Consider the following 15,551-nt stretch of genomic DNA (forward strand, 5'->3'; position numbering starts at 1 on the left):
GCGCAACGGGGCGCCCCGCCCGGCGTGCCGCGTGGTCGACTGGCGCGGCACGCCCGCTGGGATCTCCTCAGCCGCAATCATTCGGCAATAGTGAAGATTTCGTGTGCCGCAACCCGGACGCTGCTCTGCCCGTGCGTCCGCATCCGGGTGAGCAGCTCCACCCAGGTGGATGTCCAGCCGAAGTGATTGCCGCACTGCGCGATCAACGCCAACGCGGCCAACGCGACCGCACTGTCCACGTCCACGGACAATTCGCGCGCCACCCGAGCCATGGTGTCGGAGTCGACCATCTGCCCGCCGCGCGTCAGCCGTGTGCGCAACTGTTCGGCCGGATAGACCACCAGGGCACCCCGCGCGAACCCGCACGCCTGCCGGATCGAGCGAACGCTCGAATCCGTTTCAGCCCAACGTATTTGGGCCACCAGTAGATCGATCGCGAACCTGCGCCACTGCGGTTCGACGGCCAGCCGCTCGGCCACGGTGACCGCGGTCTCGCGCGCCGCATCGGACACACCGGCCGAGCTGCCCAGATTGCCGAGTAGCGTCGAGAGTCGTTGCCGGGCCGGGAGATCGCGGCCCGCGACGACGACATCCTCGGCGGCGAGCAGCCGGTCCACCGCCGCGGGCACCGCCGCCCGGAAGTCGCTGGCGACGAGCACTCGCGCGGCATGACGCCACAGCCCCGTCTCACTGAGGTCGGCGAGCCGATGCGCCAGCATGTCGCCGGTATCGGCGGGTGCCCAGCGCTGCCATCCGCCGAGTACTCGCATCGCCTCGGTGGCCAGCTGGATGTCGGTGCCGCCCGCCATGTCCCGCACCAGCCCGGCCATCCTGTGCCGCTGCGGGATCGGCAGGAGGGCGGGCACCAGATTCAGCGCCTCACCAGCCACCGCCGGGTCGTGCGATGCCGCATCCAGGATCTGCCAGGCGTCCTCGTGGTCGAGCAGCCAGCGGCAGGCGAAGACGACCGCGCGCCGGACATCGCGATGCTGGTTCGGGCGCTCCCAGATCGCGCGGAGGACGGCCATCGCCTCCGGCGCGTGCAGCGCCGCGAGCAGCCGCACGCCCTCCTTCAACGAGGTGATCTTCGGGGAATCCAGCAGCGGCGTGAGCGCGGCCGCCAGGCGATCCGGGGCGATACTGCGTGCGCGGGAAGCGATGCCGCTCACCGCGACTCGCGCTCGATCGGAGTCCACGTACCCGCTGAGCACGCCGATCGCGGCCTCGGCGTCGGTGCTGCGGCCGAGGGCGGTGAGCGCCGCCTCGGCCACGGTGAGCTCCGGGTGCTCGGTGTAGCCGACGAGCCGGGCGAAGCTGCCGGGTAGTCGACCCAATCGGCGCACCGCCCAGGCTTTCTCCCACGGCGAGGACTCCTTGGCGCGCACCAGTGCGGTGAGCGCTCGCGCGTACAACTCGACCTGTCGTGCGGTCCAGCCGTCGAAGCCCGCCGAAAAGTCGGGCACCAGACGCACTTTCGGCGCGATGAACCGCCCAGGTGTGGCGCCGTTGAGTACCGTGTCGAGCAGGTCGGTGCGGCGCGTGGCGATCAAGTGCTGCACCCGGGGTAGCGAGATGAGCGAGCGGTCCCGGTTCAGCAGGGTGGTGAGATGTTCGTCGCGGGTGGACCGGTCGGCCAGCGCCAAATCCACCGCGCGGTGGATGACGGAATCGTTGCGCGCGCTGCACGCCCGGAGCAGCAACTGCTGCAACGGCACGACATTCCAGGCGCGCTTGTTCAGTCCCTGGGCCAGGTCGAGGGTGAGCCCCCATTCATCGCGCGCCGCATCGCCGTCGAGGCGCCGCCGCAGCGCGGTGCAGAGGCGCTGTTCCGCGCCGCGCGGCAGGTCGCGGTCCAGCTCCCACAACGGTAGTGCGACGGATTGTGCCGCAAGCCTTTCGATCAGTCGCAGTGCCGACTCGGTGTAGGCCGGATCACCGGCGCGGGCACCGTGCACCAGCAGCGTGCGGGCGAGGGTGCCCACCGCGCCGGTGGTGATGGCGGATCGATCGCGGGCTTGCAGCGCGTCCGTGCTCAGCTCTTCTAGCGCGGGCAGGTGTTCGGTACGCAACAGGGTGGGTGGGATCTGAGTGATCGCTTGTAAAGCGGTGCGCCGCACCGGGTCCTGTTCGTTGCGCAGCCGACGCATCCCCTCGAACAGCGCGCCGACCACGGCGGGGTCGCGACTGCCGATCGCCGCGATCACCAGCAGTGGATAGGCTTGCCCGCGCTCGTCGGCGGTCGGGCGGCGGATGCCCTCGCGCAGCACGGGCTCGGCTTCCGCCCACGCGAGCCGGGCGATCAGCCGCTCACGGGCCGATCGATCGTCGGATCCGCCTCGGCGAGCGAGCAATTCGCGGGCCAGCGTGGCACGGTCACCCCGGGGGAGGCTGTCGAGGGCGTCGAGGTCTACCTGCGCGGCGTCGACGCCGGGCCGGATGAAGACCTGCCGTACCGGTTCGATGCGCCGGCTCGGCGGTAGGACATGCAGGAAATGCCGTTGGTGGTAACCCGAATACGCGGCGCACACGGCGATCAATCGCTCATCGGGCAGCTCGCGCAAGGCGGTGAACAGCGCACGCCCGGTCAGGCAGGTGCCGCGTCCGCTCGGATGCAGGATCAGTTCGACGACGGCGTCGGCGTTGTGCCGAGCCAGCTTTCCTGCGACAGCATGCAATCCGTAGGGCTGCACGTACCGAACCGCCTGTGCGGCGAGGGCGAGCAGACGGTCCGGGTCCCGCAGCGCGAAGCTGCTCGCACCGGCGGCGATACGCGGCCACAGCTCGGGCCAGTCGGATTCGCCCGCCTGCGCCGCGAGATCCGCCAGATAGGTGAGCACCACCTCGGTGTGCCTGCGCCCCAGCGTCTGCCAGTTCGGCGCGGCGTAGGCGAACTCGGCCAGGTGCTCGGTGACGAGCGGCGTCGAGCAGTACGGCAGCACGCGAACCGCCTCCGCATCGCCGAAGCGGCGGCGGATCTCCGGTAACAGAGCGTCGGCGAGATCCGTACTGTGCCTGCGCCGCCCGATCGCGCGATACAGCATCGTCCGCGTGCGGTGCGCCATTCGTGGCAATCGGTCGACGAGGATCGGCGGCTCGACCCCGATCCGGACCAGCGCGACGATGGCCCGGGACACGAACTCCTGCTCGGCCGAGTCCACCTGACCGACAAGGTGCGCACGGTCGGCGGCGATCGCGGCGAGATGAATCGAGAGGACCCGCTCGTAGTGACCGCGCCCGGCCAGATCGGTCAGCAGCGGGCGGAGCTCCGCGGTGCCGGCCAACCGTAATGCCACCGTCGCGAGGGCCCGGCGCCGCTGTGGCGCGGACAACGGCTCGAGGTCCTTCACTAGCTTCGTCGCCGGTGCTGCCATTCGTCGACCGCCAACCTTTCCTCGGGTGTCGCGGGATCACCCCGTGGTCGTTGTGAGGATATGTCGCGCACACCGGGTTTCGCGGAACGAGCTCGAAACGACGGCCCGCACCGGGTTTTTCGCCGACGGCGATCCGGCCTGCGCTCAGGTCGCGGCGGCGGCCCTGGTCGCCCTGCGCTCTCGGCGGCGGCGCAGGTAGCGGCGGATGCGAGTGGCGAGGAAGGTCACCAGGATCAGGCCGATCAGCAGCAGGATGCCCGCGACAATGGCCGCGGGCAGCGGGTGGAAGATGGCGAGGGTGATGATTCCCGCCACGGAGATGTCCTCCGCGGTGCTCGTCACGATATTGCTCGCCGGTTCCGGCGAGGTGTTGATCGCCATTCGAGTCCCGGCCTTCACCAGATGACTCGCCAGCGCGGTGGCGCCGCCGACCGCGCCGGCGGCCAGCTCGGACAGCGAACCGTCCTGTCCCGCAAGCAATGCCGCGACGACGGCGCCCGAGGCGGGCCGCACCACGGTGTGTAACGCATCCCAGAAGGAGTCGAAGTACGGAATCTTGTCGGCGACCGCCTCGATCGTGAACAGTACCGCGGCGGCGACGAGCACATCGGTGCGTTGCAGCGCCTCGGGCACCGAGTCGGACAGGCCGGTGCGGCCGAACAGGCCGAGCAGCAACACGACGGCGTAGGCGTTGACTCCGCTCGCCCAGCCCGCGGTGAAGATCAGGGGAAGTGCTGACACGTCGCCATCCTAGGTCGAGACCCGGCCACCCGCCCTGACCACCGCAAACCCGCGCGCCGTCGCACACCTGCGGCGGCCACGCGGGCCGTTGCGGGTGCGGGACATCAGGCAGTGCGGTCGATCAGCGCAGGGCGGCGCGGCTGCGCAGGCGGCCGAGCAGCACCAACGCCAGCAGGGTGACCAGGACGAGCAGCGTGGTGCTGGCGGCCGCGTCGAACACCTCGCCGCGGTCGGTCTGGGCGAAGATGCTCACCGGCAGGGTCTTCCAGGTGGCCGGGTAGACCATGATGGTGGCGCCGAGCTCGCCCATGGACAGTGCCACGGCGAGTCCCGCGGCCGCGCCGAGCGCAGGCAGCAGCAGCGGCAGCGTGACCTGGCAGAGCACCCGGACCGGGCCGGCACCGAGGGATTCGGCCGCCTGGCGGTAGCCGGGGTCGATGCGATCCAGCGCGGCGGCGACCGCGCTGAAGGCGTAGGCCAGCACGAGCACCGAATGCGCAAGGATGACAATCCATTTGGTGCCGCCGAGCAGCACCGGCCGCTCGTTGAACGCGATGAGCACACCGAGGCCGATGGCCACCGAGGGGACCGCGACCGGCAGATGGAACACGGCGTCGGTACACCGCCGCCACCAGCCGGGTGCCTCGCGCGCCGCCAAGGCCGCCCAGGCGCCGAGGACCAGCGAGACGGCACCGGCCAGCAGCGCGGTCTGCAAACTCACCGAGAGGCTGGCGGCCTGCTCGCCGGACAAGGCGCGCTCGAAGTTGGCCGAGCCGAGGTCCGACGGCAGCGGGCCGGTCCAGTGCCCGGCGAGGGCGGCCGCGACCACGGTGGCGATCGGTGCGACGAACACCACGAACACCACGAGGGCGAACACGGCGAGCACCGCGACCCTGCCACGTCTGGTCCACATCAGCATCGGTTCAGTTCTCCTTCTTCGTGAACCGGACGAAAACCAGCCGGTACCCGACGTACAGCGTGAGCGAGACCAGCACCTGCACCGAGGCGAGCACCGCGGCGCCTGGCAGATCGAAGGTGACGATGCCGCGGGTGTAGATCAGCGCAGGCAGCGTGATCACGCCCCTGGCGCCGGTGAACAGCACGATGCCGAACTCGTTGAGCGTCAACAGCAACACCAGGCTGCCGCCCGCCGCGAGCGCGGGCCACGCCTCGGGCAGCACCACCTGGCGCAGCACCCGCCACGGGGACGCGCCGAGACTCGCGGCCACGTCGAGCTGTTCGCGCGGTAGTTGGGCGAACGCCGCGAGCAGCGGGCGCACGACGAAAGGCGTGAAGAAGGTGATCTCGGCCAGGATCACGCCGAGCGGGGTGCTCAGGAAATTCAGCGCGGGTTCGTTGTTCCCGGTGACGCGGGTGATCAGCGCGTTCACCGCCCCCGCCGTGCCGTAGAGAAACGTGAACGCCAGCGTGATGAGGAACGACGGCAGCGTCAGGACGGTGTCGATGAGCCTGCCCACCACCTGCGACCCTGGGAACGGCACGAACGCGAGCACGATCGCCAGAAACGCGCCGAGCACCAGGCAGCCTGCGGTCGAGCTCACCGCGATGAACACGGTGCGCCACAACGCATTACGGAACGACTCGGAACCGAGGACCTGCGACCAGACCGAGGTGTCTCGGCCGGTAGGGGTCACCGTGGATTCCGCGAGGACCCGCACGATCGGGTACACGGCGATGAACAGCACCACAAGCAACGGCGGCAGGCTCCACAGCATCGGCTTCCAGTTGCGTTGCCGCGCAGCCGGTTGTGGCTCTTCTGACGCGGTGGTCGGCGCCAAGACCGCGAGCGCGCTCATGATCGGCGGCCGACCGCACGGGGGATCAGCACCCCGGCGGGGTCGGGGAAGCGGACACCGACGACCGTGCCGACAGCGGTGTCGAGCTGACCGGGGACGTCGGCGGTGACTTCGTCGGTCAAGCCGTCCACCGCGAGCGTCAAACGGGTGGACGCGCCGCGCCAGACCGCGGAGACGACCGTGCCGCGCAGTGCGTCTCGCTCGGAGGTGGCACCGATCCGCACGGTGTGCGGGCGCACGCACAGCAGGGCGGGGGAGTCGATGGCCCAGCTCTCCTGTCCGACACCGGGCGTGGGTGCCTCGGCTCGCAGGGTCCGATCGCCGACGGTGACCAGGGCCGAACCACCCGACAACCGGTTCACCGTGCAGGACAGCAGGTTCGCGCCGCCGAGGAAGGCGGCGGTGAAGTCGCTGGGTGGCCGCCGCCAGAGGTTCTCGGCGGTGTCGATATCGACCAGGCGGGCGTCGCGCATCACCGCGATGCGGTCGGCGAGGGCGAGCGTCTCGGACTGGTCGTGGGTCACGTACAGCATCGCCGTGTCCGGCAACGCCTTTCGCAGCTGCTGGAGCTCGCCGAGCATGGATTGGCGCAGCTGCGCGTCGAGCGCGGCCAGCGGCTCGTCAAGCAGCAGCACCTTGGGCCGGATGGCCAGCGCCCTGGCGATCGCCACCCGTTGCTGCTGACCGCCGGACAGTTCCCTGGGCAGCCGCTGGGCGTAGGCGCCCATGCCCACCATGTCCAGTGCTTCGGTTACCCGTGCGCCGATCTCGCTGCGCGGCACCCGATGCGACTTCAGTCCGAAGGCGACATTGCCGTACACACTCATGTGCGGGAACAGCGCGTAGGACTGAACGACGACGCCGATCCCGCGTTTGGCGGGCGACAGGTCGGTGACGTCGCGCCCGGCCAGCCGGACCGCGCCGGAGGTCGGCCGGACGAAGCCGGCCAGTGCCTTGAGCGCGGTCGACTTGCCGGAACCGCTCGGTCCGAGCAGGGCGACGGTCTCGCCCGCCGCGACGCGCAGCGTGAAATCGGCCAGTGCGACAGTGGTTTTGCGGCCGCTGCGGTAGCCGACGCCGACCCGGTCGAACACGATCGCCGGTTCGGCCGTGGTGGGGCGGGACAGCGTGGTGGATGACTTCGTGAGTGCGTCACCGGTGGTCATGGTCGACTCCCTTGGGATGGACGGCGTTTCAGCTACCGGTGGCCTTCTGGTAGGCCGCCAGGTCGCCGTCGAGGTCGGCGAGCACCGTGTTCCAGTCGACCGGCAGCAGGTCGACGCCCTTCAGCACCGAGCTCGGCGACGGACCCGAACCGGTCGGCGCATCGCGCAGTTCCGCGCGGGCAGGCACCGCGAAAGCGTCCGAGCCAAGCGACTTCTGCGCCTGGGCCGACAGCAGGAACTCCATCAGCTTCTTCGCGTCGTCCTTGTGCGGTGCGCCCTTGGCCAGGCCCATCACGTAGGGGACCGCGACGGTCGACTTCTTGCCGTCGGCGGCGGCCGGGAAGAAGACGCTGAACTTCGCGCCCTTCTCCTTGATGGTGGTCAGGTTCATCTGCACGTCACCGTTGGCGATGCTCAACTCACCCTTGTCGACCTTGGCCTGCAGCGTGCCGGTCGACGAGGACGGTCCGACATTGTTGGCCTGCAGCTTGTTCAGGTAGTCCAGTGCGCCCTGCTTACCGAGCAGCTTCTGCAGCAGGATCAGTACGGCGGTGCCGTCGCCGGCCTGGCCGGGGGTCGAATACTGCAGCTTGCCTTTGAAGTCCGGCTTCAGCAGGTCGTCCCAGGTCATCGCGGTGGTGTCGACCGAGGGGTTGGCGATGAAGCACAGGTAGTTGTTGGCAAGGGTGACGTACTTGCCCTCTGCGTCCTTGTCCGCCGCCGGAACCGCGCTGGTGTCGACACCGCTGTCCTGAAGCAGCCCATTGGCTTTCGCTTTCTGGATGAACGGCGGCAGCGTGACGACCACGTCGGCCTGCGGGTTGGCCTGCTCCTTGTCGACCCGGTTGACCACCTCGCCGGAGCCCGCCTCGACCAGGTTGACCGCGATGCCGGTCTGCTGCTGGAACTCCGCGAACTGGGTGTGGTACCAGCTGCCGACGCCGTCGGCGGAGTAGACCGTGACCGTCTTGCCGCTCGAGCTCTCGGTGCCGGTGCCACCACAGGCGGCGGTGGCCGCGACGGTGGTGGCGGTGGCGAAGAGCAACGCGGTGCGGGCGAGGGTGCGCGCCAGGCGGGCCCGCGGGTACGAAGTACGCACGATGACTACAACTTTCGGTTTGTGAGGAGTTGTCGGAGTCGAAGGGGGATGCGCCGGCGGCTGCCGGAACGGCTCAGCTGTGCTCGGCCAGCACCAGTTCGGCGAACTCGACGACCGACGGCACGACGTGGGTGGCGCCCGCCGCGCGCAGCTGCGCTGCGTCGTGTGCGCCGGTGAGCGTGCCCGCGACGATGCGGGCTCCCGCGGCGTGACCGGTGGCGATATCGCTGGACGTATCGCCGAGCACGGCAACACGATCGACGGCGTCGGCGTGCAGGCGCAGCAGCGCGGTGAGGACCATGTCGGGGTAGGGGCGGCCACGCCCGGCGTCGGACGGGGCCAGGGTGAGGTCGGCGATGTCGGTCCAGCCCAGCGCGTTCAGCAGCCGGTCCTGGGTGGTCCGGCTGAACCCGGTGGTCAGTGCGACCCGCACACCGGCACCACGCAGCTCGCCGATCGCCTCGGCGGCACCGGGAATCGGCGTGATCTCGACCTCGTCGATCAGCGCGTCGTAGGCGGACTCGAAGGCCCGGTTGGCGTCCTGCGCGCGACCCTCATCGCCGAGCAGGGCACGGAACACCGCGATTTTGGATTGGCCCATGGTGTCCAGCACGTACTGGCGGGCCTGCTCGCGTTCCGGGCCGTCCGCCGCGATGCCCGCCGCGGTGGCGGCGGCCTCGAAGGCGCGCAGGACCAGCCCGCCGTCGGCGACGGTGGTGCCCGCCATGTCCAGGACGGCAAGCTGAATAGCGTTGTCGGACACTGCGATCCTCACAAGTTCAGTAGGTCGGCGGTGTGCTCGCCGAGTGCGGGGCCGAGGGTCATGCCGCGGCCGCCGGGGCCGGTGATCACCCAGATGTGCTCGCCCGCCGCGGCGCGGGTGACGATCGCGGTCGGGTCGACGCTCTGGCTGTACACGCCGGCCCAGCGCCGAACCACTTGCGGCAGCGCGCGTCCGAGTAGTTCCTCGGTGACCGCGGTGAGGTGCTCGTAGGGTGCCTCGTCCACGTCGAAGGCGAACGGCTCGTCGTATTCGTGGGTGTCGCCGATGGTCAGCCCGCCGTGTAACCGCTGCACGCAGAGCAACTGCATCTTGTGCTCGGCGGCGGTCGCCGACTGGGACTGTTCCCGGTTCAGCGTGTCCACCTCGGCGCCGGCGAAGCCGGGGTAGTAGCGGAAGCTGTCGCCGTCGGCGATGGCGGTGGTGAGCGGTTCGCCGAGCGGCGCGGTCTGCATCATCTGCAATCGAACCCGGCGCACCGGCAGCTCCTCGACCAGCTCGCGGGTCAACCCGCTGTGCGCGGCGCCGGGGCAGACCAGCGCCAGATCGGCCTCGAGGCGGCGGCCATGATCGTCGACCACGATGGCGCCGGTGGCGGTGTCGAGGACCGACCTGGCCTCGGTGGCCGCGTGGAAGGTGTATCGGCCGGTAGCGGCCAGGTAGGCGCGCAGCGCGGGTAGCGCCTGGCGCGACTCGACCGCGGCGTCGGTCGAACAGTGCAGTCCGGCAAGGAATTTCCCGCGCAGTGCGGGGTTGATCGCGCGCACTCGGTCGGGATCGAGCAGTTCGAAGCCGCGGGTGTCGGCGGTCGGTCCGGTCGCCGCTTTTTCGGCGACAGCGAGTTCGGCGGGGGTACGCACCAGCGTGATTGATCCGGCGGGACGGAATCCGACGGCGGGGACCTTGCCGCCGAGCTCCTCCCACAGCTCGCGCGAGCGCAGCGTCAGCTCCAGTTCGGCGGCGGAGCGCCCGGAGACCCAGACGAGGCCGAAGTTGCGGACCGTGGCGCCGCGGGCCTCGGTCTCCCGCTCCAACTGCACCACTTCGTGACCGCGGCGGACGGCGGCCAGGGCGTGTGCGGTGCCGAGGATTCCACCTCCGATGATGACCAATCGCATGGACCCCATGGTGCACATTGGTCTAGACCAAGCGGTGTTGCCTGTGCGAACGCCAGGTTAATAATTGGTATAGACCAATTGCGGGTAGGCTGTGCCGCATGGAAGCAACGGAGGTCGGTGCCGACGCGACGCCCGGCGACACGCGTGGCGAGCGAGCCGAATTCGCGCTGCCCGACCGGCTGCCGAAGTCGTACCGCGTGCGCACCGGACTCGAGACGATGCTGCGTGATCTGAACGAGGGCGATCCGGTGCCCTCCGAACGTGACCTGGCCGTCCGCTTCGAGGTGGCGCGGGAGACCGTTCGCCAGGCATTGCGAGATCTCTTGGTGGAAGGCCGAATTCGCAGGCAAGGGCGGGGCACGGTCGTCTCCCGCCCCAAAATGGTGCAGCCGCTGTCGCTTCGCTCCTACACCGAGGGCGCCATCAGCTACGGCCGCGTCCCCGGCCGCCTGCTCGTCAGCTGGGACGACGTCCCCGCCGACCCCGACACCGCCCGCGATCTCGCGGTGCCCGTGGGCACTTCGGTCATGCACCTGGAGCGCGTCCTACTCGCCGACGGCGAACGCATCGGCCTGGAAAGCACCTTCCTGCCGCTGCACCGCTTCGCCGACCTGCGCACCACCTACGACCCGAGCACCTCGCTGTACGCGGCCGTGCGCGGCTCGGGTGTGGTCTTCGGGCAGGCCACCGAACGCATCGAAACGGTCCTCGCCTCACCCCGCGAGGCCGCCCTGCTCGAATGCACCACGGCCCTACCGCTTTTGCTGCTGCACCGCCGCAGCCTCGACGCCGAAGGCGACCCGATCGAGCGCGTCCGCGGCCTCTACCGCGGCGATCGGATCGCCTTCGAGGCGCACCTCACCCAATAGCCCACGCCGATGGCCGCCGTCACGCGGGAAGCAATCGGCCCATCGAGTGGATTTCGTTCACATCGGCGCCGGTGATGAAGGACCAAGGGGCGGTGAAGAAACCGTTCTTGCCCCAGTTCGGGCCCCAGGAATTCTCGACTGTCACGCCTTTTGCGTCGTAGGCGACGATGGTGACCTCGTGGCCGCCGAGGATTTTCTCGCGAGCCGATGGGTTGTAGTTGTCATTGGTGCTGTCCAGGGCTTCGAAGCTTTCCCTGGCGTCGAAGCCGAAGGGGACCGGCAGGCCGGATGCGATCGCTTTCTTGATGTTGGTAACGATATCGCCCTTGGTGAGGTCCTGTGCTCCGGACAGTTTGTAGTGGGTGGCGTTCGCGCGTTCCGCGGCGTCGGGCTGGGTCGTGTAGTCGAAATCGCCCTGCCAATAGTCGGATTTGGTGTCGATGCCCTGCTGCTGTTCCAGCGGTAACGCGACTCCGGCGTAGGTGCCCTGATCGCTGCCTTGCGCGATCTGCGCGTAGATGAACATCGGAGCCATCGGATCGCCTGCGATCTGCTGCTCGTTCATCAGCACTCCGTACCCGGTATATCCGGTCGCCCAGGTGACGCACGATCCGACCGGCCCCTGGTCGCCCGCGGGTAACGCGTACTGGCGCAGCGAATATGCGGCCGGTGGTGCACCGGCCGCGCCCAGTTGAACCGGCAGCGCCGAACCGACGGTGGTGTCTCGGCCGAGGCTGTCGTGCGCGGCCGCGCGGTCGAGTCCGAATGCGTGGTGCTTGATCTGCGGCGCGGGTGAGTCCGGGGCGGCGTGCGCGGTACCGGTCACCGCGAGGCTGATTCCAAGTATGGATACGAAAGCGGTGGACAAGCGCGAATAGTGCAAGGTTCCTCCTGCTGAGCCCCATGACCCATCACTTCCGGATGGAATGATCGGTGAACTGAACAGGGAGTGTTCCACGGCATTTCGGCGACTACAATATAAAAGTCACCTTGATTCCTTTAAGTCGCGGTTAACGGCGGTGTCGCACAAGTAAATTCACCCAAGTCGCCCATTCGTACTATGGTCCGATGCGGTGGTATTGCGGCCGGGAGCGCGGATATGTACCGTGCGATGGTATTTCCGCTCGGAAGGATGAGCTGTGACGCCGAAATGGAAGCTGTGCTGCCTGGTCTCGATGTTCCTCGCCTGCGCACTGCCCGGCTCCGCCGTCGCCGAGCCGGGTCCCGCCGAGCGGAATGCCGCCGGGCATTCCTACGGTTTGGTGGTGACGCCGAACCTGCCTCGGGTTCCGGAACCTCGCGCCGCCGCCTTCGGCGCGCAGACCCTGCCGTATCTCCAGCAGACCCAGATCGCGGATCGGTGGTGCTGGGCCGCCGACGGCTCGTCGATAGCCACGTATCTGCACCGGCCGATCAGCCAGAATCAATATTGCGCACTGGTACACGGTGTCAGCGCCGAGGGCGCCTGCCCAGATGAGGAGGCGTCGCTCGAGCAGATCGCGTCCGCTTTCCGGGGGATCGGTTTCGCCGCGGCCGTCGGTGCGCCGTTGTCGATGGCCAAGGTCATCGATGAGATCTCGGCCGACCGGCCGATCCTCACCGGCATCGCGTGGACGGCAGGCGGCGGGCACGCGCAGGTGATATATGGCTTCGACGCCGATGCCGGCACCGTCACCTATGGGGATCCCTGGCCCACCTCGCGGCGCAGCGTGACGCAGTCGCTCGACTCCTACGCCCGGAATTCGGACTGGACGTGGTTCGGCGAGGATTACGGCATCGCACTCCGATGAGTGGATCGGTCCTGCGCATCGCGATCGGGCTCTTGGTTGTTGGTGTGGGCCTGTCGGGGTGTGCGGATCACGGTGCACCCGCGACGGTGTGGGACAGCGAGCCGGACGGCAGTGCCATCGACAGCGCGATCGACACTTCGGCGGCACAGCGTCTCGTCGGATCGTTCCTTCGATCGTCGGGTGCGTCGAGTGATGTTGAGGCCGCGACACTTCGGCGAGCCGGCGCCCCGGTCATGGTGTATGCGACCTACCCGTCGTCCGCCGACAACGCCGGACACTCCCTCGAGCGTGCCGGGATCGAGTCCTACATCGCGGTACCGGTTCGGGTGGCCGGGCGCAATGCCGCCGACACGTTGCAGTTGGAACCGTCGCCACCGTATCTGCCACGGGCGATGGCAACGGGAGTAGAGGAGACGAGCCGGCCACGTGCCGCCAGTGCGCGACTGCTGCTCGATTACCCGACCCATACCTGGTTCGCCTGGACGCGAACTCACGTCACCGTGATCTCCTCGGAAGCGACCCCAGCGTTGGCGGGCAATGAACTCGACGCCGAGGCCTTCTATGCCTGGCTCCAATCCCGCTGACCCGCCGAGTCCTTCGCGCGCCGCGCAACCAACTGTTGGATCTCCAGTGCCGCGGGCGATCCGATCGAGCGCGTCCGCGGCCTCTACCGCGGCGACCGGATCGCCTTCGAGGCACAGCTCACCCAATAGTTCAGCGCACCTGCGGGGCTACCTTCTCACCCAGCAATTCGATGTTGCGCAGGACCTTTTCGTGCGGGAGGGTGCCGACGCTGGTGTGCAGCATGAAGCGGTCGAGGCCGAGGGTGTCGCGGATGTCGGCGACCTTTTCGGCGACGTAGTCAGGGGTGCCGACGAACAGGGAACCCTCCTTGGAGCGCAGGGCCTCGAACTGGGGGCGGGTCATGGGGCCCCAGCCGCGTTCGCGGCCGATGACGCTCATGGCCAATGCGTACGGCTCGTAGAAGTCGGCGACGGCTTGTTCGTCGGTGTCGGCGATGTAACCGTGGGCGTGCACCGCCACGGGCTGCTTCTCGTGGCCGCCCTCGGCGAGGGCGCGGTGGTACAGGTCGACCAGCGGCTTGAACCGTGCGGGCTGACCGCCGATGATCGCGATGGCCAAGGGGAGTCCGAGCAGTCCGGCGCGGACCACCGACTCGGGGCTGCCGCCCACCGCGATCCACACCGGCAGCGGCCGGTCGTCGGTGCGCGGGTAGACGATGGCGTCGCGCAGCGGCGCGCGGAACTTCCCGGACCAGGTGACCGGCTTTTCCTCGCGCAGGTGCAGCAGCAGCGCCAGCTTCTCCTCGAAGAGCTCGTCGTAGTCGGACAGGTTGTAGCCGAACAACGGGAAGCTCTCTGTGAAGGACCCGCGCCCGGCCATCAGCTCGGCGCGACCTTTGGACAGTCCGTCCAGCGTCGCGAAATCCTGGTACACGCGTACCGGATCGTCGGAGCTCAGCACGGTGACCGCGCTGGTCAGCTGGATCTTCTCGGTGCGTGCCGCGATGGCGGCCAGTACCAGTGCGGGGGAGGAGGCGGCGAAATCCTTGCGGTGATGCTCGCCGACGCCGTAGACGTCGAGTCCGGCCCGCTCGGTGGCGACGGCCTCCTCGACCACCTCGCGCAACCGCTCGCCCGCGGTAGGTGCGGGGCGGTCGCCGACGGGGTACAGCTCGGCGAAGGTCGTGAGTCCCAATTCCACGGTCGAGCCTCTTTTCTCAGTAGTGTCGATGTCAACCAATACCGTAAACGGACCGCAGTCCGTAGGTATTCCGCCAGTGCTCAGCGCAACGGTGATCGGTCGCTTCGACGCGATGTCGCTTGGGCGCTCGAGTGCGTTGTCGATGGGGCACTGAGCCGCCCCGTCGGTCGGTGCCGCAGCGCCGTGTCGGTCCGGCGCTGCCGCTGCGCGCGCGGTCCGATTACTCTGTTCGCATGTCTGTCCGCACTCGCCAGCCGCTCGTCCCCGGCATCCAGTCACCTACCCGCGAGGTCCCGCGCACGATCGAGCGCCCGGAGTACGCGTGGAAGAAGACTGTCAACGAGGGGCGCGAGCCCTGGGTGCAGACGGCCGAGACGATCGAGAAGATGCGGATCGCGAGCAAGATCGCGGCACAGGCACTGGAAGAGGCGGGCAAGGCCGTCGCGCCCGGCGTCACCACCGACGAGCTGGACCGGATCGCGCACGAGTACATGTGCGACCACGGCGCCTACCCGTCGACCCTGGGCTACAAGGGATTCCCGAAGTCCTGCTGCACCTCGCTGAACGAGGTGATCTGCCACGGCATTCCGGACTCCACGGTGATCGAGGACGGCGACATCGTCAACATCGACGTCACCGCCTACATCCACGGCGTGCACGGCGACACCAACAAGACCTACCTCGCCGGAGACGTGGACGAGGAGGTCCGGCTGCTGGTCGAGCGGACCGAAGAGGCCACCATGCGGGCGATCAAGGCGGTCCGGCCCGGCCGGGCGCTGAACGTCATCGGCCGCGTCATCGAGTCCTACGCCAACCGCTTCGGCTACGGCGTGGTCCGCGACTTCACCGGGCACGGCGTCGGCCCCACCTTCCACAGCGGCCTGGTGATCCTGCACTACGACCAGCCTGCCATCGAGTCGATCATCGAGCCGGGCATGACCTTCACCATCGAGCCGATGATCAACCTGGGCGGCATCGACTACGAGATCTGGGACGACGGCTGGACCGTGGTCACCAAGGATCGCAAGTGGACCGCGCAGTTCGAGCACACCCTTGTCGTCACCGACACCGGCG

The 15,551-nt window shown here is 68.8% G+C and carries 14 protein-coding genes; 4 read left to right on the forward strand and 10 right to left on the reverse strand.

What is annotated here, in order from left to right:
• Positions 1–77: 77 nt before the first annotated feature.
• The 8 genes from ACIHA7_RS18470 to ACIHA7_RS18505 form a co-directional block, all read right to left on the reverse strand.
• On the reverse strand, positions 78–3,371 hold the full coding sequence (locus ACIHA7_RS18470) for a hypothetical protein (RefSeq protein ID WP_397290930.1): 3,294 nt from the start codon (positions 3,369–3,371) through the stop codon (positions 78–80).
• A gap of 144 nt (positions 3,372–3,515) precedes the next feature.
• Entirely contained in the window at positions 3,516–4,112 is a 597-nt protein-coding gene (locus ACIHA7_RS18475; protein WP_397290932.1) for a DUF4126 domain-containing protein, read from the reverse strand.
• Positions 4,113–4,233: 121 nt separating this feature from the next.
• The gene (locus ACIHA7_RS18480) at positions 4,234–5,031 is read right to left on the reverse strand and encodes an ABC transporter permease subunit (RefSeq protein WP_397290934.1); all 798 of its coding nucleotides are present in this window, start codon (positions 5,029–5,031) and stop codon (positions 4,234–4,236) included.
• A gap of 4 nt (positions 5,032–5,035) precedes the next feature.
• On the reverse strand, positions 5,036–5,929 hold the full coding sequence (locus ACIHA7_RS18485; protein ID WP_397290936.1) for a 2-aminoethylphosphonate ABC transporter permease subunit: 894 nt from the start codon (positions 5,927–5,929) through the stop codon (positions 5,036–5,038).
• The gene (locus tag ACIHA7_RS18490) at positions 5,926–7,095 is read right to left on the reverse strand and encodes an ABC transporter ATP-binding protein (protein WP_397290938.1); all 1,170 of its coding nucleotides are present in this window, start codon (positions 7,093–7,095) and stop codon (positions 5,926–5,928) included. Before ACIHA7_RS18490 ends, ACIHA7_RS18485 begins: the two co-directional genes overlap by 4 nt.
• A gap of 28 nt (positions 7,096–7,123) precedes the next feature.
• Positions 7,124–8,194: a 2-aminoethylphosphonate ABC transporter substrate-binding protein gene (locus ACIHA7_RS18495; protein ID WP_397290940.1), complete on the reverse strand. Its 1,071-nt coding sequence runs from the start codon at positions 8,192–8,194 to the stop codon at positions 7,124–7,126.
• Positions 8,195–8,267: 73 nt separating this feature from the next.
• Entirely contained in the window at positions 8,268–8,957 is a 690-nt protein-coding gene (locus tag ACIHA7_RS18500; RefSeq protein ID WP_397290942.1) for a phosphonatase-like hydrolase, read from the reverse strand.
• A gap of 8 nt (positions 8,958–8,965) precedes the next feature.
• Entirely contained in the window at positions 8,966–10,093 is a 1,128-nt protein-coding gene (locus ACIHA7_RS18505; protein ID WP_397290944.1) for a TIGR03364 family FAD-dependent oxidoreductase, read from the reverse strand.
• 218 nt (positions 10,094–10,311) lie between these two features.
• Here ACIHA7_RS18505 and ACIHA7_RS18510 point away from each other — a divergent pair, with 218 nt between their 5' ends.
• On the forward strand, positions 10,312–10,962 hold the full coding sequence (locus ACIHA7_RS18510; protein ID WP_397293079.1) for a GntR family transcriptional regulator: 651 nt from the start codon (positions 10,312–10,314) through the stop codon (positions 10,960–10,962).
• A 19-nt stretch (positions 10,963–10,981) separates the two neighbouring features.
• Here ACIHA7_RS18510 and ACIHA7_RS18515 read toward each other — a convergent pair whose 3' ends face one another.
• Complete coding sequence (locus tag ACIHA7_RS18515) at positions 10,982–11,830, reverse strand: C1 family peptidase (protein ID WP_397290946.1); 849 nt, start codon at positions 11,828–11,830, stop codon at positions 10,982–10,984.
• Positions 11,831–12,101: 271 nt separating this feature from the next.
• Between ACIHA7_RS18515 and ACIHA7_RS18520 the strand changes: the two genes are divergently transcribed.
• Complete coding sequence (locus ACIHA7_RS18520) at positions 12,102–12,752, forward strand: papain-like cysteine protease family protein (protein ID WP_397290948.1); 651 nt, start codon at positions 12,102–12,104, stop codon at positions 12,750–12,752.
• On the forward strand, positions 12,749–13,336 hold the full coding sequence (locus tag ACIHA7_RS18525) for a hypothetical protein (RefSeq protein ID WP_397290950.1): 588 nt from the start codon (positions 12,749–12,751) through the stop codon (positions 13,334–13,336). The genes ACIHA7_RS18520 and ACIHA7_RS18525 overlap by 4 nt, the downstream gene beginning before the upstream one ends.
• A 130-nt stretch (positions 13,337–13,466) precedes the next feature.
• Here ACIHA7_RS18525 and ACIHA7_RS18530 read toward each other — a convergent pair whose 3' ends face one another.
• Entirely contained in the window at positions 13,467–14,477 is a 1,011-nt protein-coding gene (locus ACIHA7_RS18530) for an LLM class flavin-dependent oxidoreductase (RefSeq protein ID WP_397290952.1), read from the reverse strand.
• 233 nt (positions 14,478–14,710) lie between these two features.
• Here ACIHA7_RS18530 and map point away from each other — a divergent pair.
• On the forward strand, positions 14,711–15,551 hold an 841-nt coding region (gene map / locus ACIHA7_RS18535), incomplete at its 3' end, for a type I methionyl aminopeptidase (RefSeq protein ID WP_397290954.1).

Origin of the sequence: Nocardia sp. NPDC052316, from assembly GCF_044547795.1 — a bacterium.
Lineage (GTDB): Bacteria > Actinomycetota > Actinomycetes > Mycobacteriales > Mycobacteriaceae > Nocardia.

Coding starts and splice junctions, on each gene's coding strand:
- ACIHA7_RS18485 (WP_397290936.1), bottom strand. CDS start 5,929: ATGAGCGCGCTCGCGGTCTTGGCGCCGACCACCGCGTCAGAAGAGCCA.
- ACIHA7_RS18490 (WP_397290938.1), bottom strand. CDS start 7,095: ATGACCACCGGTGACGCACTCACGAAGTCATCCACCACGCTGTCCCGC.
- ACIHA7_RS18480 (WP_397290934.1), bottom strand. CDS start 5,031: ATGCTGATGTGGACCAGACGTGGCAGGGTCGCGGTGCTCGCCGTGTTC.
- ACIHA7_RS18505 (WP_397290944.1), bottom strand. CDS start 10,093: ATGCGATTGGTCATCATCGGAGGTGGAATCCTCGGCACCGCACACGCC.
- ACIHA7_RS18470 (WP_397290930.1), bottom strand. CDS start 3,371: ATGGCAGCACCGGCGACGAAGCTAGTGAAGGACCTCGAGCCGTTGTCC.
- ACIHA7_RS18510 (WP_397293079.1), top strand. CDS start 10,312: ATGCTGCGTGATCTGAACGAGGGCGATCCGGTGCCCTCCGAACGTGAC.
- ACIHA7_RS18525 (WP_397290950.1), top strand. CDS start 12,749: ATGAGTGGATCGGTCCTGCGCATCGCGATCGGGCTCTTGGTTGTTGGT.